Annotated in this window: 18 protein-coding genes and 1 pseudogene; 11 read left to right on the forward strand and 8 right to left on the reverse strand. The window is 43.6% G+C overall.

The window, feature by feature from the left end:
- Positions 1 to 139 precede the first annotated feature (139 nt).
- Both M4I42_RS05715 and M4I42_RS05720 read left to right on the forward strand, forming a co-directional pair.
- The gene (locus tag M4I42_RS05715) at positions 140 to 1,606 is read left to right on the forward strand and encodes a CoA-acylating methylmalonate-semialdehyde dehydrogenase (protein ID WP_268851268.1); all 1,467 of its coding nucleotides are present in this window, start codon (positions 140 to 142) and stop codon (positions 1,604 to 1,606) included.
- A gap of 24 nt (positions 1,607 to 1,630) precedes the next feature.
- Positions 1,631 to 2,980, forward strand: a complete 1,350-nt coding sequence (locus tag M4I42_RS05720; RefSeq protein WP_268851269.1) for an aspartate aminotransferase family protein — start codon at positions 1,631 to 1,633, stop codon at positions 2,978 to 2,980.
- A 79-nt stretch (positions 2,981 to 3,059) separates the two neighbouring features.
- Here M4I42_RS05720 and M4I42_RS05725 read toward each other — a convergent pair.
- A pseudogene (locus M4I42_RS05725) lies at positions 3,060 to 3,784 on the reverse strand (NAD-dependent deacylase).
- A gap of 286 nt (positions 3,785 to 4,070) precedes the next feature.
- Between M4I42_RS05725 and M4I42_RS05730 the strand changes: the two are divergent.
- Entirely contained in the window at positions 4,071 to 4,694 is a 624-nt protein-coding gene (locus M4I42_RS05730; protein ID WP_268851270.1) for a LysE family translocator, read from the forward strand.
- A 93-nt stretch (positions 4,695 to 4,787) separates the two neighbouring features.
- Here M4I42_RS05730 and M4I42_RS05735 read toward each other — a convergent pair whose 3' ends face one another.
- The 6 genes from M4I42_RS05735 to M4I42_RS05760 all read right to left on the reverse strand — a co-directional run bounded on the left by M4I42_RS05735 (position 4,788) and on the right by M4I42_RS05760 (position 10,025).
- Complete coding sequence (locus M4I42_RS05735; RefSeq protein WP_268851271.1) at positions 4,788 to 5,693, reverse strand: response regulator; 906 nt, start codon at positions 5,691 to 5,693, stop codon at positions 4,788 to 4,790.
- 13 nt (positions 5,694 to 5,706) lie between these two features.
- Positions 5,707 to 6,960 (reverse strand): sensor histidine kinase, encoded by a 1,254-nt coding sequence (locus M4I42_RS05740; protein ID WP_268851272.1) that lies wholly within the window; start codon positions 6,958 to 6,960, stop codon positions 5,707 to 5,709.
- A 73-nt stretch (positions 6,961 to 7,033) separates the two neighbouring features.
- Complete coding sequence (locus M4I42_RS05745) at positions 7,034 to 7,684, reverse strand: amino acid ABC transporter permease (RefSeq protein WP_268851273.1); 651 nt, start codon at positions 7,682 to 7,684, stop codon at positions 7,034 to 7,036.
- Positions 7,685 to 7,698: 14 nt separating this feature from the next.
- On the reverse strand, positions 7,699 to 8,352 hold the full coding sequence (locus M4I42_RS05750; protein WP_268851274.1) for an amino acid ABC transporter permease: 654 nt from the start codon (positions 8,350 to 8,352) through the stop codon (positions 7,699 to 7,701).
- 72 nt (positions 8,353 to 8,424) lie between these two features.
- On the reverse strand, positions 8,425 to 9,276 hold the full coding sequence (locus M4I42_RS05755; protein WP_183182868.1) for an ABC transporter substrate-binding protein: 852 nt from the start codon (positions 9,274 to 9,276) through the stop codon (positions 8,425 to 8,427).
- A gap of 20 nt (positions 9,277 to 9,296) precedes the next feature.
- Positions 9,297 to 10,025, reverse strand: a complete 729-nt coding sequence (locus M4I42_RS05760) for an amino acid ABC transporter ATP-binding protein (RefSeq protein ID WP_268851275.1) — start codon at positions 10,023 to 10,025, stop codon at positions 9,297 to 9,299.
- Positions 10,026 to 10,205: 180 nt separating this feature from the next.
- Between M4I42_RS05760 and M4I42_RS05765 the strand changes: the two genes are divergently transcribed.
- From M4I42_RS05765 to M4I42_RS05790, 6 genes are all read left to right on the forward strand, one after another.
- Entirely contained in the window at positions 10,206 to 10,451 is a 246-nt protein-coding gene (locus tag M4I42_RS05765) for a DUF1450 domain-containing protein (RefSeq protein ID WP_268851276.1), read from the forward strand.
- Positions 10,452 to 10,464: 13 nt separating this feature from the next.
- Positions 10,465 to 10,788: a YnfA family protein gene (locus M4I42_RS05770; protein ID WP_268851286.1), complete on the forward strand. Its 324-nt coding sequence runs from the start codon at positions 10,465 to 10,467 to the stop codon at positions 10,786 to 10,788.
- A gap of 146 nt (positions 10,789 to 10,934) precedes the next feature.
- Positions 10,935 to 12,908 carry a glycosyltransferase family 39 protein gene (locus M4I42_RS05775; protein WP_268851277.1) on the forward strand — a complete coding sequence of 658 codons (1,974 nt, stop codon included), beginning with the start codon at positions 10,935 to 10,937 and terminating at the stop codon, positions 12,906 to 12,908.
- 12 nt (positions 12,909 to 12,920) lie between these two features.
- Complete coding sequence (locus M4I42_RS05780; protein ID WP_268851278.1) at positions 12,921 to 13,883, forward strand: glycosyltransferase family 2 protein; 963 nt, start codon at positions 12,921 to 12,923, stop codon at positions 13,881 to 13,883.
- On the forward strand, positions 13,873 to 14,271 hold the full coding sequence (locus M4I42_RS05785) for a GtrA family protein (RefSeq protein ID WP_268851279.1): 399 nt from the start codon (positions 13,873 to 13,875) through the stop codon (positions 14,269 to 14,271). Before M4I42_RS05780 ends, M4I42_RS05785 begins: the two co-directional genes overlap by 11 nt.
- Complete coding sequence (locus M4I42_RS05790; protein WP_268851280.1) at positions 14,271 to 14,453, forward strand: hypothetical protein; 183 nt, start codon at positions 14,271 to 14,273, stop codon at positions 14,451 to 14,453. The genes M4I42_RS05785 and M4I42_RS05790 overlap by 1 nt, the downstream gene beginning before the upstream one ends.
- A gap of 17 nt (positions 14,454 to 14,470) precedes the next feature.
- On the opposite strand, the gene M4I42_RS05795 is transcribed toward M4I42_RS05790, so the two are convergent.
- On the reverse strand, positions 14,471 to 14,782 hold the full coding sequence (locus M4I42_RS05795) for a hypothetical protein (protein ID WP_268851281.1): 312 nt from the start codon (positions 14,780 to 14,782) through the stop codon (positions 14,471 to 14,473).
- Positions 14,783 to 15,035: 253 nt separating this feature from the next.
- On the opposite strand from M4I42_RS05795, the gene M4I42_RS05800 reads away from it, so the two are divergent.
- Both M4I42_RS05800 and M4I42_RS05805 read left to right on the forward strand, forming a co-directional pair.
- A complete protein-coding gene (locus M4I42_RS05800) occupies positions 15,036 to 15,863 on the forward strand; it encodes a formate/nitrite transporter family protein (RefSeq protein ID WP_268851282.1) in 828 nt (275 codons plus the stop codon).
- Between the two features lie 114 nt (positions 15,864 to 15,977).
- The gene (locus M4I42_RS05805) at positions 15,978 to 16,202 is read left to right on the forward strand and encodes a hypothetical protein (protein ID WP_268851283.1); all 225 of its coding nucleotides are present in this window, start codon (positions 15,978 to 15,980) and stop codon (positions 16,200 to 16,202) included.
- The last annotated feature ends 80 nt before the right edge of the window (positions 16,203 to 16,282 follow it).

Raw genomic sequence — 16,282 nt, forward strand, 5'->3', positions numbered from 1 at the left:
TATTTTGTAGTCATAAAGTTAAGAAGGATTGTCATATTGTGGAATGGGTATGGATACAATTTTTACATTATGTCTAATGAATGCCTTTACAAACTGAGAGATAATTTTAGTACATCTTAAGCCAATAGGGGGGACTATGATGGCAGTTACGAAGAGCGAAACAACTGTTTTAAAAAACTTTATTAACGGACAATGGGTGGAATCGAGCGGAACAGAAACGTTGGAAGTTCCGAATCCGGCAACAGGAGAAGTGTTGGCAAAAGTTCCGATTTCAACAAAAGAAGATGTAGAGAAGGCTGTTCAAGCGGCGAAAAAAGCATTTGAAACGTGGAAAAATACTCCGGTTCCGAAACGGGCACGCATCATGTTCAAATTTCACCATTTGTTAAATGAGCATCATGAAGAATTAGCCAAACTTGTCGTTCTAGAAAACGGTAAAGCATATAAAGAAGCATACGGTGAGATTCAGCGCGGTATTGAATGCGTCGAGTTTGCCGCAGGCGCTCCGACTTTAATGATGGGCGAGTCGTTAGCGGGGATTGCCGAAGACATTGATTCAGAGATGTTTCGTTATCCGTTAGGCGTTGTCGGGGGGATTACACCGTTTAATTTTCCGATGATGGTGCCGCTTTGGATGTTTCCGTTGGCGATTGCATGCGGAAATACGTTTGTGCTTAAACCGTCCGAACGCACGCCGATTTTAGCAAACAAATTAGCAGAGTTGTTTACCGAAGCAGGTGCGCCAGCAGGGGTGCTTAATATCGTGCATGGGGCGCATGATGTTGTAAATGCATTGATTGACCATGAAGACATTAAAGCGATTTCCTTTGTCGGCTCGCAGCCGGTCGCCAAATATGTGTATGAGCGGGCAGCTACGAAAGGAAAACGTGTACAGGCGCTTTCAGGGGCGAAGAATCATCATATCGTCATGCCGGATGCGGATATTGAACTAGCGGCGGAGCACGTGATTAGCTCTGCTTTTGGCAGCGCCGGACAGCGTTGCATGGCTTGTAGCGCGGTCGTCGTGGTCGGCAATAACGAGAAGTTTGTGCAAGTGTTAAAACAGAAGGCAGATGAATTGATTATCGGCAACGGCTTGGATGAAGAGGTATTGCTGACTCCTGTCATTCGCCAATCGCATCGCGAAAAAGTGTTGGGATACATCGAAAAAGGAATTGAAGAAGGAGCAACGTTAATTCGGGATGGGAGAAAGGAAATGGAGGAAATGCCAAAAGGCAACTTCCTCGGTCCAACGATTTTTGATCACGTAACACCGGATATGACGATCGCAAAAGAAGAAATTTTTGCGCCTGTCCTTAGCTTATTGCGCGCGGCAGATTTAGACGAAGCGCTTGCGTATATTCGCAAATCGCGGTACGGAAACGGTGCGACAATTTATACAAAAGACGCGAAAGCCGTCCGTAAATTCCGCGAAGAAGCAGACGCAGGAATGCTAGGAATCAATGTCGGAGTACCGGCGACGATGGCGTTTTTCCCATTCTCTGGATGGAAAGATTCGTTTTACGGCGACCTTCATGTAAACGGCAAAGACGGGGTGAATTTTTATACACGCAAGAAAATGATTACATCTCGGTTTGATTTTTAATTTGTGAAGAAAGAAGGGATGATAATGGTACAAACCGACCAAAGTCAGCTGCTTGCGAAAGATGAGCGCTATATATGGCATTCGATGAAGCCGTACAACCCTCAGGCGACGCTCGTCGTGACGGAAGCGAAAGGATGCTGGGTAACGGATCATACCGGAAAAAAATATTTGGACGCCATGGCCGGCCTATGGTGCGTCAACGTCGGTTATGGCCGAGAAGAACTGGCGGAAGCAGCCTACGAACAATTAAAGAAGCTCGCTTATTTTCCGCTCACGCAAAGCCATATGCCTGCGATTCAATTAGGTGAGAAATTGAACGAACTTCTTGGCGATGAATATGTCATTTTCTTTTCTAACAGCGGGTCGGAAGCGAACGAAACGGCGTTCAAAATCGCGAGACAATACCATCAACAAAAGGGCGACTATCACCGGTATAAAATTATTTCCCGCTATCGGGCGTATCACGGCAATTCATTGGGGGCACTGGCCGCCACTGGTCAGGCACAGCGGAAGTACAAATATGAACCGCTCGCACTAGGCTTTATTCATGTAGCCCCTCCGGACAGCTACCGTGATGATGATCGTGCGAAACATCCGCGGGATTTGCAATCGGTCAAAGCGATCGACAATGTTATGACGTGGGAGTTAAGTGAAACGATTGCGGCGGTGATTATGGAACCGATCATTACCGGGGGAGGAGTGCTCATTCCGCCTGATGGATATTTGCAAGCGGTGAAAGAAGTATGTGAAAAGCATGGTGCGTTGCTAATTGTTGATGAAGTCATTTGCGGTTTCGGCCGGACGGGCAAACCGTTTGGATTTATGCATGACGGAGTGAAGCCGGACATCATTACGATGGCGAAAGGGATTACAAGTGCTTACTTGCCGTTGTCCGCTACCGCTGTCCGCAAAGAAATTTATGAAGCGTTCAAAGGGACGGAAGAATATGACTATTTCCGCCATATTAACACGTTCGGCGGCAATCCGGCCGCATGCGCACTTGCTTTAAAAAATTTAGAAATCATGGAAACGGAAAAATTGTTCGAGCGTTCGCAAGAAGTCGGCGAACAATTGCTAAATGAGCTAAAACATAAATTGCAAGATCATCCTTACGTCGGCGATGTGCGCGGCAAAGGTTTGCTCATCGGGATTGAATTGGTGGTTGATAAAAAGACAAAAGAGCCGCTCGATGTATCGCTCGTCAATAAAGTCATTGGCATTTGTAAAGAAAATGGATTGATCATCGGCAAAAACGGCGCGACGGTAGCCGGATTTAATAACGTGTTAACGTTGTCACCGCCGTTGACCATTGAGAAAGAAGATCTTTCGTTTTTAGTTCAAACGCTTACAGAAGCGTTGGCGCAAATAAAATAAAAAAGGGGAGTCATGTACTCTCCTTTTTCGAATTTTGAACCGTTGCCCGCCCCGTCTGTCGCGGTGATAGCGTGTGCGATCATCGTCGCTCTTTTTGCAACTCCTTGTTGATCTCTTGCAGAACGTCACCGATTTTCCGTTCGTGGATGACGATATCGGCCCATTCATCCAATTCTGTCGGTTCCATGTTGACGATAACGAATTTGGCTCCATTTCTCTTGGCGATGAGCGGGAGTTGGTTGGCCGGCGATACTTGCAAAGAAGAACCTAACACGATGAACAATTCTGCTTGTTGTGCAGCGAGCCACGCCTTTTCCATCGCGTCCATAGGCAGTGATTCACCGAATAACACAACAGACGGGCGCAAAAACCCGCCGCAAGTACAAGTAAAATCATCACGAAGATATATATCGCTTTCATATACTTGATGGCATCGTTGACAGTGAACCGATCTCAACGATCCGTGAAGCTCGATGACGTTTTCACTGCCTGCTCGTTGGTGAAAACCGTCTACATTCTGTGTAATAATGCTTTGTATCATCCCTCGTTTTTCCCATTCGGCTAAAAGGGCATGTCCTGCATGCGGTTGGCATTGTTGAAGAGTGCGAATGCGGTATTGGTAAAAAGAGATAAACTCATCTCGATGGTGCTCAAGTGCATGAGTGCTCGCTAATTGTTGCGGATTTTTTTCTGCCATAATCCGTTCTGTGCTGAACGAAAATCAGGCAATCCGCTTTCTGTCGACATTCCTGCCCCTGTCAGCACGACTGTGTAATCGGAATTCAATAGCCACTTTGCCAACATATGTTCACCTTCTTATGATTTGCAATTTTATCCATTTCAATCAACTGATACAGTCATCAACCGCATTTTTCTCATTTGGATTGTTTAGTGTTGTTGATCATGCGTTTTCGTCATATGACATTGACATTGTATCAACTTCTTTATACATTTTAACTAAAAATAAAGAAAATTGAAACATAAAACATAATTGGGGTGATGTTTAATCGAGATAGTATGCGCATAATCGAATGGTTCGAACAGTAACTGTAATCAATAATGGGTTTGATTTACTCAGAGGAGGGTATACATGGATTTTACTCTTACGATGTCTTTTTTAGGTGTGGCGATTTTATTGACGCTCATGCCGGGACCGGATATTTTATTTGTGATCGCCCAAAGCATTTCACAAAATAAGAAAGCAGGAATTGCTACAGCGCTAGGGCTTTGTTCGGGGTTAATCGTCCATATAACCGCTGCTACGCTTGGTATTTCAGCGCTTGTTTATCAGTCGGCGTTAGCGTTTGCGGTAGTGAAATATGCCGGCGCTGCTTATTTGCTATATTTAGCATGGCAGTCATGGAAAGAAAAAGAGGTGGGCTTTGTTATTGGCGATCAGAAGCCTTTAGAGTATAGAGCGCTTTATAAAAAAGGGATTTTGATGAATCTTTTAAATCCGAAAGTATCGTTGTTCTTTTTAGCCTTATTGCCGCAGTTTGTAAATAAATCATTAGGACATGTGAGCTTGCAAATGTTTGTTCTCGGGATCATTTTTCTCGTTCAAGCTTTATTGATTTTTGTGGTGGTCAGCGTGTTTTCCGAAAAACTGCGACATATCTTGCTTGCTAATCATTTTATTGCTAAGCGGATAAACGTGATGAAAGGGCTGCTGTTAGGGTGGATCGGCATCCAGATCGCGTTTAGCGAAAAGTAGCGGTCGCTCGCTTGGCTAATGAAAAAAGTTTATTTGTGTTGACAAGAAAAATGTTATGTAAAGTTAAGGGTTGAAAAGGAGCATATGCAATCGCTATGCTCCTTTCACTTCCATATAAAAAGCGGCTAAAAATTTTCTTACATTAATCCGGCATTTCGTCGCTTTCTCGCCAGCTTCGAGCTCCTGCATGCGGAGCCGGATTTCCTCGAAATCAAACAAACGTGGGGCGAAGTGTTCGAAAGTAGGATTTGTGTAGTCGGCTAAACCAAGCGAAGATAAGTGAGTAAACGCTTGAAAGACCATGCGGCGAATTCGTTGTTCCATTGCGCGCATTTCTTTTTGCAGCAACTGTTCATCGCAAATGCCGTGAACGTACTGAAGAATTTGTGCATATAGTTCTTTGAGCTGCGGCAAATCATGCGCGGCTTGACCGTGGCGTTCCCGTTCTTCTAGCCATTGCATAATCGACAGTAAATCAGATGCTCCTGCTTCTCCGGCAATGCCTAGCGTAAGAAGAAGCTGTCTTGCTTTCTGTTCCGTATGTGTTGTTTTATATGTTGTAGCTGGAATGTGTCCGTTTTTATTTTTTTCTAACGTTTGTAGCAAACGGCGGATCGAATCGAGCGAAGAGGCAACCGAAATATATTCAGCAACTCTTTTTAAGACCGAGATCACTTCATATCGATTGATTGGTTTGTGAATATATGTGTCGATGCCATGAAGATACGCCTGCCCCACCATTTCCTTGTTTTCGACTTGGGAAATCATCACAAATGGGCCGGCAAATCCTTGTGCTCGTAATTTTTTTATCGTTTGAATGCCGTCAAGCCCCGGCATGAGTAAGTCAATGAGCACTACATCAACAGAATATAGCTGATCGATCGATACATGCAGCCCGTCTTCCGCTTGTCCCACGATTTCGCCAAGTCCGCTTTCATGAATAATTTTTTCCAACATTTTTCGTACGACCGCATCATCTTCAATAAGAAAAAAGCGCATGGCATCCTCCTTGTCAAAATAGTTGATGGCTAGGGATTTTTACTTGAAATTGCGTCCGTCCGTATTCATCAGCTGTTAGCTGTATACGGCCCTTGAAACTATGAACAATTTCCTGAGCATGCGTTAATCCAATTCCAGTAGATGGATTGCCATGTTCATCGTATTTAGTTGTGAATCCGAGTTGAAAGATCCAATCTCGGTCTTCTTCGGGGATTCCAGGACCGGAGTCGGTTACGTAAAAAACGATCTCATCGCGTTCGAGTTCCACGCGAAGACCGACCCAGCCAAAAGACGGAATGGCTTCCACTGCGTTCGCTACTAAATTATTCAATACGGAAAGAAGGGCATATACATGATTAGTAGATAGGTCGATATCGCATTCTTTTTGAAAGCGAATCGATTTTCCTAAAAGTTCGGCATATTTTTCATTTGTGCGAATGACCATGTCGCAAAGTTCTGTTATAGGAAGGCGCAAGTCAAGTTGTTCTTGGTTGATGAGCTCAGATAAACCGGCTAAAATTCGTTGAGAGTCTTTTTTGACTTCGTGTACATGTTCGGCAATATAGAGAGCGGTGCTCGGTTCTACTTTTTCCGACTCCATGAGACGCATATAAAGCTCATAGCTTTTTCTTGTAATTTCTTCCATATGACTCATCGATTTACGTAAATAGAATGCTTCTTCATAAAGGCTTGCATTAATCATTACAAGGCGTTCGAGCTCTTGTCTGCGCGCTTCTCCCAAAGCTTGCATATGTTGGAACGTTAAAATGTTATATAGCCCCACAACACAGAAGCTTCGTAAAATTCCGAACAAAAGTAACATAAAAACTATTTCTTGAGTAATGATTAATGATTCACCTATAAGTTGGCGAATAAGCAACTCAACCATATTAGAAGCGAAATCAATGGCCGCTCCAAACAGCGCTGCACGGATCGGAACCCCCATATAGGAACGAATTTTCAAAATACGCACAAGTAAAGCAAAGGTAACGTAGTAAAAAGCAGCTGGTAAATGAGAGAGTAAACTATCGAACCATAACGTTTCTCTCATCGCAATATCAATTAGAACTCTAAATCCTAAAATAAACAGACCTGTAAAAAGACCAGTTAATACAGTCGGAATCGTACGGAACCAAATAAGACCGAAAAAGAAGACGGCGCTTCCTAAAGAAAAGCGGAAAGAGCTTCCAAATGGGTTTACTTTCATTTCTCCAAAAAAAGCAGTAGCTAATGTGAGGATCAGTAATATTACAATACGTTCGCGCATCATTTTCTCCTCTGTCTATGAAAATGAGAATCCCCATTTCCTATTATACAGGAAACGGAGATTAAGGAAATATTTATAGATGTTTATGTTCGAGTCTTCGAGAAATGAGTGAGAGCGAATAGTTGACGATAAAATACATAATCGCAACTAATAAGAAAATCGGAATGACATAGTTTACATTTCTTCCATTAATAATTTGCGCATGGTTCATTAATTCTGGCAGTGCAATGACGACAGCGAGCGATGTATCTTTCAAAAGCGAAATAAACTGCCCGACAATCGGTGGGACCATACGGCGCAACGCTTGCGGCAGAACAATATGCCATAGCGTTTGCGTATAGGTGAGTCCCGATGACCGTGCGGCTTCGATTTGCCCTTTTTCAATCGAGTTCAGCCCGCTTCGCACAATTTCTGATAACATCGCCGATTCAAAGATTACGAGCGCTAAAATCGCGGCATAAAATTTATCGAGTTTGAATCCTACTTCTGGAAGAGCAAAGTAAGTAAAGAAAATAATCAACAATAACGGCAGATTACGAATCGTTTCAACTCCTATTGCAAGAATGTGGGAAACGAAAGGAATTCGACTATAGCGTAATACCCCGATGACAATGCCGATGGCAAAGCTAAATAAAATAGAGATAAAAGCGACTTCAAGCGTGACCGCAAATCCTTCAAGCAAAAACTTTAAATGAGCTGGAGCATATGCACCGATAAAATCCATTTCTCACCCCACCTTTATCGACTTCTAGCTAGACGGCGTTCGAGAGCACCAACGCCTAGACTGAGCGGAATAGTTAAAAGCAAATAAAACATCGCAACGAAAATATAAACATCGAATGTGACAAACGTTTCTGAAGAAATTAAATCGCCGAAGTACATAAGATCAAGTCCGGCAATGACCCCGAGAACAGACGAGTTTTTTACAAGATTAATAAATTGGTTGCCCATTGGCGGAATGACGATTTTCACCGCTTGCGGCAAAATGATATACCACATCGCCTGCAAATACGTCAGCCCCGATGAGCGCGCAGCTTCCATCTGTCCTTTCGGAACAGCAAGAATGCCAGCGCGAATGACTTCGGCAATAAACGCCGCCGTATAAACGGTTAACCCTAACGTACCTGCGGTGAACGAATCAAAGCGAATGCCGATGGCAGGCAGACCGACGAAAAAGACGAACACAATTAAAATAAGCGGGATATTGCGAATAAATTCGACGTAGGCAGCGCCGATCCAGTTTAATGGGCGAACCGGGGCGATGCGGAAAACGGCCATTACCGTTCCGATCGCTAAACTGCCGATTAACGCGAGGACACTCGCCTTTAATGTATTGGCAAACCCTTGCATATACATATCCCAATGTTCGATAAGAATCGAATAGTTGAGCATCTTGGTGCGTTCCCTCCTTTGCGCTTAACAAGAGATGAGCGGAAAAACATCCGCTCATCGGTTACTTCGTTATTATTGCTTCGGCTTTTCGCCGATCCATTTTTCATAAATTTTATCGTATTCGCCGTTTGCTTTAATTTCTTTTAAATATTCGTTAATGACGTCTAACAATTCTTTATCGCCTTTGCGAACAGCGATTCCGTACGGCTCTTCGGAGAACGTTTCATCGACAACGCGGAAGTTTGGATCTTGTTTCGCCATCCCGAAAAGCAACGCATTGTCTGTTGTGAGCGCGTCGCCTTGTCCTGCTTTAAGTGCTGTAAATGCTTCGGCGTAGTTTTCAAACTCTAACACCGTTGCCTCTGGCGCTTTTGCCCGAATGTTTTGCGCCGAAGTTGAGCCTTTCGCTGTTAACACAGTAACGCCTTTTTTGTTGACGTCTTTCACGCTATTAATGTTACTATCTTTTTTGACGAGTAGCGATTGTCCAGCCATGAAATAAACGTCAGAGAAGTCAACTTCTTTTTTCCGTTCTTCGGTAATTGTCATTGTCGCGATAATCGCATCAATTTCGCCGTTGTTTAGCATCGGGATACGTGTTTTTGATGTTACTTCTTTTAGCTCAATTTTATTTTCATCGCCAAGAATTTTTTTCGCTAATCCTTTGGCGATGTCAATATCAAATCCTTCTACCTCGCCCGTTTGCGGATTTTTTAAGCCGAAAAGGTTGAGGTCGTATTTGACGCCGACAACTAATTTGCCGCGTTCTTTAATTTTGTCCAACGTTGTTTCTGCTGCTTGCTCTTTTTTGTTGTCGGTTTTGTTTTCTGTCGTTGTTTCGCTGCTGCAGCCGACTAAGGCAGTGGCGCTGAGCATGGCGACAAGCCCAAGCCCAATCATTTTTTTCCAAACGGTTTTGAACATGAAAAATTTCCCCCTTTAAATTAATGATTTAAAATCCGGCTGAGAAACAGACGCGCCCGTTCTTCGCTCGGATTGGCAAAAAACTGTTCTGGTGGTGCTTCTTCCAAAATTCTCCCTTGGTCCATAAAGACGATGCGATCAGCGACTTCCCGCGCAAATCCCATTTCGTGGGTGACGACAACCATTGTCATTCCTTCTCTTGCAAGAGTTTTCATAACATCAAGTACTTCCCCGATTGTTTCTGGGTCAAGCGCGGACGTCGGTTCGTCAAATAGCATAATTTTCGGTTTCATCGCTAGTCCTCTAGCGATGGCGACGCGCTGTTGTTGGCCGCCAGACAAGGCTGTTGGGTAAGCGTTCGCTTTATCAGGAATGCCAACTTTTTCTAAATAGTACATCGCCGTTTCTTTTGCTTCTTTTTCAGGCACACCAAGCACTTTCATCGGTGCAAGCGTAATGTTTTGTAAGACGGTTTTATGCGGATATAAGTTAAAATGTTGAAAAACCATGCCGATATTGCGGCGCAGTTTATTAATATCGGTGTTTTTATCGTTCACTTTCACGCCATCAACGATGAGCTCCCCGCTTGTGATCGTTTCAAGGCGGTTAATACAGCGGACTAACGTACTTTTCCCAGAACCAGACGGACCGATAATGACGACTACTTCGCCTTGTTCAATGGTAAGATGAATATCTTTTAAGACGTGAAAGTCTCCGTAATGCTTATTTACTTGGTGGAAGTAAATCAACAAGCCCCCTCCTTTCTGTTTTTCTACTATTTTTTCTTTTCAGAATTAAATGTAAATGCAATCTACGGAAATCTACAAAAAACAACAAGAAAAAAGAGAAAAATTTTTTTCAACGAGGTTAATTTTTTTATGATACAATGAAAATGATAATTTTTATCAATATGCAGAGGGGTTTGCATCATGACAAAAATTTGTTTTTGCAAGAAAAATAAGCATGAAACGAAAAAGTTATATAAATTTTTGAAACGGACGTATAAAGAAGTGAAAGTGAAACGAAAAGACTGTTTAGGGAAATGCAAAGCATGTAAAAATGGCCCATTTGCGTTTATTGATGGAGAAATGGTCAAATGTGGCACAGTGGATGAGTTATTTTGTGAAGTAACCCACCGCCTGACGAAAGAGTGGTGGGAATTTCGTGGGAAATAAAGGAGTGAACTGGATGATGGCGATGGTGTTATTCATTTTAGCCGGCCTTGCGGAAATTGGCGGCGGGTATTTGATATGGCTTTCGTTGCGCGAATCAAAACCGCTCTGGTACGGATTGGTTGGGGGAGTGATTTTGATTGTTTACGGCATTATTCCGACGTTGCAGCAGTTTCCGTCGTTTGGCCGAGTGTATGCGGCATATGGCGGCATCTTTGTCGTTTTATCCGTTTTATGGGGCTGGGGAATCGACCGAAAAACTCCTGACCTATACGACTGGATCGGCACAGCGGTCTGTTTGCTTGGTGTGTTGATAATCTTATGGGGGCCGAGGAGTTAAATGTTTGGTTCGTATATATAGTGATAAGAAAGGATGTCCCGTTCCTCTTTTGGGACATCCTTTTTATTTTCATTTAATTTTCATCGAATGATTGTATGATAGAGCCAGTGATTAAGAGAGAAAATTTTATAAATGGAGGAAGAAAAATGAAAAAGAAAAGGATGGATTGGTGGCTAATATCCATCATCGGATTGGCGGCGTTTTTGTATTTTTACAACATTGGCAACGCTGGTTCGAACGAATATTATACGGCCACGGCGAAAAGTATGACGGCGAATTGGAAATCGTTTTTCTTCGCATCGCTTGACCCGGCCGGATTTATTACGGTCGACAAACCGCCGGTGGCGCTGTGGTTCCAAGCGTTGAGCGTTGCGTTATTTGGCGCAAGTGATTGGAGCGTCTTGCTTCCAGAAGCGCTTGCTGGCGTATTGTCGACATGGCTTCTTTATTTCATCGTCAAGCCGTTTTTCGGTCGCGTTGCGGCGCGATGGGCGAGCTTCATTTTTGCGTGCACCCCTATTTTTGTCGCAGTTACGCGCACGAACAATTTAGATACGATGTTAATTTTTACGCTGCTAGTTGCCACGTGGGCGTTGATGAAATCTATTCATGCCAAAAAAATCACATGGCTCCTTGTTAGCTTTGCGCTTGTCGGGGTCGGCTTTAATATAAAAATGATGCAAGCGTATATGGTATTGCCAGCGTTTTACCTATTTTATTGGCTAGCAAAAAACGAAGGTTGGAAGCGAAAACTGAAACAGCTAACGATTGCCACTGTTCTGTTACTTATCACATCGCTATCGTACGCTGCGATCGCTGATCTTATGCCGAAAGATAAGCGTCCATATATTGGAAGTAGCCAAACAAACTCGGTATTAGAACTAGCGCTTGGCTATAACGGCATCGGGCGGCTTACCGGCAGCGCAGGTCCCGGTGGAAATCGGATGATGGACGCCCAAACGGGAGGGGAGATGCCACAACTGCCGAATGGTGCGAGCATGGGACAACTCCCGAACGGCACGCCAAGTATGGGGCAATCTCCGAACGGTGAGAATACACCACCACAACTGCCGGAGTTTAAAGGCGGACAACCAGGTGGCATTGGCATCGGAGAAACAGGCAATCGCAGCGTACTGCGCTTGTTTAACCAACAGCTTTCCGGCCAAATTAGTTGGTTGCTACCGTTTGTTCTGTTTAGCACGATTGCCGTTGTTTTATCCGTTCGTAAACAGCGGATGGTTACCCTTTCGCATAAAGCAGCGGTATTTTGGTTGGCATGGCTCGTTCCGATGATGGGGTTTTTCAGTATCGCGGGCTTTTTCCATCGCTATTATTTAAGCATGATGGCACCAGCGATTGCCGCGCTCGTGGCGATTGGCAGTACGCTATTATGGGAATTTTATAAAGAAGGAAAACAGCCATGGCTACTTCCAACCGCGTTTTTGACAACCTTTTCATTAGAAGCGTACATTCTTTACCAAAATAAAGCATCGATTTCGGCCATTTGGATAGTGTTCATTGGGTTATTAGGACTCGCTTCGTTTGTTTTGCTTCTTGCATTTCGGCAACATATGCGAATCGCTTACTATGTGAAAGTGGCAAGTTTATTTGGACTTCTTCTCATGCCGTTTTATTGGGCGCTTACCCCGATATTGTATGGTGGCAATAGCATGATTCCAGCAGCCGGTCCGCAAACTACCTTCGATGGACGACAAGACGGACGAATGATGGGGAATATGGGAAGAAATGAAGCAAATGAAAAGCTGATTTCCTATTTAGAAAAAAACTACAATGGAGAAACTTATTTAGTAGCGACGTTCCGTGCGACAGAAGCGGCACAAATCATGTTAAAAACGGATAAAGCGGTCATGGCAATGGGCGGATTTTCCGGAAACGACCCAGTGCTGACGACCGAGAAATTAGAGAAATTAGTAAAAAACGGGGAAGTGAAATATTTCCTTGTGTCAGGATTCGGTGGCGGACAAAGCAATAATGAAATCGTCCAGTGGATCCAAACCCACTGCAAAGAAGTACCGCAAACCGAATGGAAACAATCGAACGATGCACAACCGTCGTTCGGTAGAGAAGGTGCAGAAAAGCTGTACAAATACGAGGGATAGGAGGAGAGGAACGTGGTGAAATATTCGGTTGTAGTTCCTGTTTATAACGAAGCACTTGTGATTCGGGAAACGTACAAGCGATTAAAGAGAGGGATGGAACAAACAGATGGATCGTATGAGCTATTATTTGTCAATGATGGCAGTAAAGATGACACACTGCATATATTGAAAGAGCTCGCGGTTAGAGATGGTACGGTGAAGTATTTAGACTTTTCCCGCAACTTCGGTCATCAAATTGCGATTACAGCAGGCATGGACTATGCTTCTGGGGAAGCGATTGTGATCATTGATGCCGATTTACAAGACCCTCCCGAACTGATTTTAAAGATGATCGAAAAATGGAAAGAAGGGTATGACGTCGTCTATGCAAAACGAACGAAACGAAAAGGAGAAACATTTTTTAAAAAAGCAACCGCCTATGCCTTTTACCGGTTACTACGGGCGGCGACGGAAATTGATATTCCACTTGATACAGGCGATTTTCGCTTAATCGATCGAAAAGTGCGTGACCAGCTCGTAGGAATGAAAGAACGGAGCCGATTCGTGCGCGGGCTTGTCAGTTGGGTTGGTTTTAACCAAACAGCGATTGAATACGAGCGAGACGAGCGATTTGCAGGGGAAACGAAATACCCACTCAAAAAAATGATTCGCTTTTCGCTAGATGGTATCACCTCTTTCTCCTATAAACCATTAAAGCTCGCCAGTTTGTTAGGGGTTTTTCTTTCGCTTGTTAGTGTTGTTTGGATGATTGTTGTCTTGTATTTAAAATTGTTTACCGATTCGACTGTCACTGGCTGGTCATCGCTCGTGATGGCAGTTCTCTTTTTCAACGGTGTGGTTCTAATGATGCTTGGGGTGATCGGGGAATATATTGGCCGCATTTACGACGAAGTCAAGCAACGCCCGCTCTATATTTTAAAAGAAGGTTGGGGCGTCGGTCATGAAAAAGAAAAGGTGCCGTATTATGTGGAATGAAGGTGCGACGCTTGTTCGCTTTACTCTGGTCGGGATAGGAAATACGCTTGTTGATTTCGGCGTGTTTTTCCTCCTTACGTCAATGGGAGTGTCGTATGTTTTGGCGCAAATATGTTCGTATAGCGCGGGCGTCATTAATAGCTACATATGGAACCGAACGTGGACGTTTCGTGTGCAAGAAAAAGCGTCAGTATCTCAATTTTTTCAATTTCTTATCCTTAACCTTCTATCGCTAGGCACGACGGTTGTTTTGTTGCAGTTATTACATTCAGCAGGAATATCGTTAGTGATTAGTAAAGGAATGGCGACGATGGCGGGGATGGCAATCAATTTTAGCGGGAGCCGTTTTTGGGTATTTTCATCTGAAAGGGAAAGAGGGAGAGGATAGTGAATACGATTCGAAAAAGAACGTATGTCGGTGAAACGAATCGGTTTTGTATTAGTAGTACGTCTATGTTTTGGAAAGAAAATGGAGAAGCCGGCTGGCAACGTGTTGACATTCGGAAACCATCTATTTGCTTGGAGGAAAAAAAGCGAACGAAACAAACCATTACTCCCACCTTTTGTTAAGAGGTGGGAGTTTTTACCTATGGCCGGTTGGTTGGTGGCGCTTTTGGCTTTTCAGCAATTTCTTTAGACAGTTCTACTGCTGCTAGGCTAGGACGTCGCATTCGCCGATTCATAAACCCGTTAATGGTGCGCATCGCTCGGCGAATTGGGCGCTTGAAAGTGGATTGCGCCATTTGTTGTCTGCGCCAATAGGCAGCGGTTGCGGCAATCCCTAAGCCGAAGCTAATGAGCGACCAAAGCATTCCGCGGTTGTTTCTGCGACTGGGAAGGCGCAACCACTGGTTCCAAAACATGCGATTACGTCCGGTCAAAAGACGCAAAACGTTCATTCGTCTGTCTCCTCCTTTAAAAAAGTTGAACATTTATAATGTGCGTGACCGTTTATGAAACATACATGGAAAAGAATAGTGAGAACAATAACGGGAGAATTTGCAACGATTATTTTTTTGGAAAACGATTACAAAAGAAAAATGATGACAGTTCTTTTAACATTCCTCTTCTGTCCTTGAAAAAAAGCAAAAGAAGGAGTAATTTATATGTGAAAAAAATCACAAACTAAACAGAAAGAGAAGTGGCAGGAAGATGGAAGCAGTGAAAAAATGCAAACAATTAGCGCTGAAAAAACGTACCATTTTAGAACGCTCCCTTGTGCAATACATGATGCGGGCTGCTTTAGCCGGGGTGTATATCGGGTTCGCGCTCGTCCTTTGCTTAAGGATCGGGGATTTTTTTCACGAAGCCAACTCGCCGGCGACGTATTTAGTCATGGGACTATTTTTCGGCATTGCTCTTGTGCTTATTATGTACGGGGAAGCGGAACTGTTTACAGGCAATACGATGTATTTTACGATTAGTACAATCCAGAAAGAAACGACGGTAAAAGATACGATTCGCAACTGGGTTGCTTGTTATAGTGGGAATTTGTTAGGAGCTGTCTTTTTCGCGTTTCTTATTGCGCAGTCTGGTGTATTTGACCACATTTCGCCGAACCACGTATTATTTGCAGTAGCAGCCAAAAAAATTCACGCCACGACCATGCAGCTGTTTATTAAAGGGATTCTTTGCAACTGGCTTGTTTGCTTAGCGATTTTTATCCCGATGCAAATGAAAGAAGATATCGCTAAAGTGATCTCGATGATCCTTATCGTCTTTATCTTTTTCGCTTCTGGCTATGAGCACTCGATTGCGAATTTTGTTTTATTTTCCATTGCGCTAGCTGTTCCGCATCCAGCAACGATTGATTTGGCTGGAGTGATTCATAACATCCTTCCCGTAACATTTGGCAACATTGTCGGTGGAGCGTTGTTTATGGGAGCGTTATACACGTATTTAACCGCGCACAAACACGACGAACCGATGAAATCAGCGATTCCGTACGCGTTTCAACAGAAAAAACTACTCAACAAATAACCTGCCGAAAAAGGCAGGTGTTTTTTTTGTTAAAAATATTCAGAAAGTGATTCTTTCTCTTAGCGTTTAATGGTATAATCACGTAAAAAAATATCACACGAAAGGGGAGATTTTATGTTTTTGTTAAAATGGCGTCCGAAATTTAAGGAAGAACAACATACACTTCCATTAGAAAACGAGCAATTGCTTGGGCAAATTGAAGTAGCGGCCGATCAATTAAAGGCAGTGATAGAGCAAGTCAACTACCCAACGACTAAAGTCGTGGGCTTGCAACTCCCCAGAAGTGCAAGCGGATGTTATCCTCCTTCCTTCACTTGGGGTTGCATCAGGGCAGGTTGACAACTACCCAACGATGCAGGTCATGCCTGTGTCGTTCCTTCAACGATGTACTCGATTCCTTTTCGTTGAAGGTTCATGGT

The sequence above is a fragment of the Anoxybacillus sp. J5B_2022 genome, assembly GCF_026847645.1.
Taxonomy (GTDB): domain Bacteria; phylum Bacillota; class Bacilli; order Bacillales; family Anoxybacillaceae; genus Anoxybacteroides.

Bases quoted from the DNA above. Each gene is read 5' to 3' on its own strand.
- M4I42_RS05715 (WP_268851268.1), top strand. From the start codon at position 140: ATGGCAGTTACGAAGAGCGAAACAACTGTTTTAAAAAACTTTATTAAC.
- M4I42_RS05720 (WP_268851269.1), top strand. From the start codon at position 1,631: ATGGTACAAACCGACCAAAGTCAGCTGCTTGCGAAAGATGAGCGCTAT.
- M4I42_RS05730 (WP_268851270.1), top strand. From the start codon at position 4,071: ATGGATTTTACTCTTACGATGTCTTTTTTAGGTGTGGCGATTTTATTG.
- M4I42_RS05735 (WP_268851271.1), bottom strand. From the start codon at position 5,693: ATGCGCTTTTTTCTTATTGAAGATGATGCGGTCGTACGAAAAATGTTG.
- M4I42_RS05740 (WP_268851272.1), bottom strand. From the start codon at position 6,960: ATGCGCGAACGTATTGTAATATTACTGATCCTCACATTAGCTACTGCT.
- M4I42_RS05745 (WP_268851273.1), bottom strand. From the start codon at position 7,684: ATGGATTTTATCGGTGCATATGCTCCAGCTCATTTAAAGTTTTTGCTT.
- M4I42_RS05750 (WP_268851274.1), bottom strand. From the start codon at position 8,352: ATGCTCAACTATTCGATTCTTATCGAACATTGGGATATGTATATGCAA.
- M4I42_RS05755 (WP_183182868.1), bottom strand. From the start codon at position 9,276: ATGTTCAAAACCGTTTGGAAAAAAATGATTGGGCTTGGGCTTGTCGCC.
- M4I42_RS05765 (WP_268851276.1), top strand. From the start codon at position 10,206: ATGACAAAAATTTGTTTTTGCAAGAAAAATAAGCATGAAACGAAAAAG.
- M4I42_RS05770 (WP_268851286.1), top strand. From the start codon at position 10,465: ATGATGGCGATGGTGTTATTCATTTTAGCCGGCCTTGCGGAAATTGGC.
- M4I42_RS05775 (WP_268851277.1), top strand. From the start codon at position 10,935: ATGAAAAAGAAAAGGATGGATTGGTGGCTAATATCCATCATCGGATTG.
- M4I42_RS05785 (WP_268851279.1), top strand. From the start codon at position 13,873: ATGTGGAATGAAGGTGCGACGCTTGTTCGCTTTACTCTGGTCGGGATA.
- M4I42_RS05795 (WP_268851281.1), bottom strand. From the start codon at position 14,782: ATGAACGTTTTGCGTCTTTTGACCGGACGTAATCGCATGTTTTGGAAC.
- M4I42_RS05800 (WP_268851282.1), top strand. From the start codon at position 15,036: ATGGAAGCAGTGAAAAAATGCAAACAATTAGCGCTGAAAAAACGTACC.
- M4I42_RS05805 (WP_268851283.1), top strand. From the start codon at position 15,978: ATGTTTTTGTTAAAATGGCGTCCGAAATTTAAGGAAGAACAACATACA.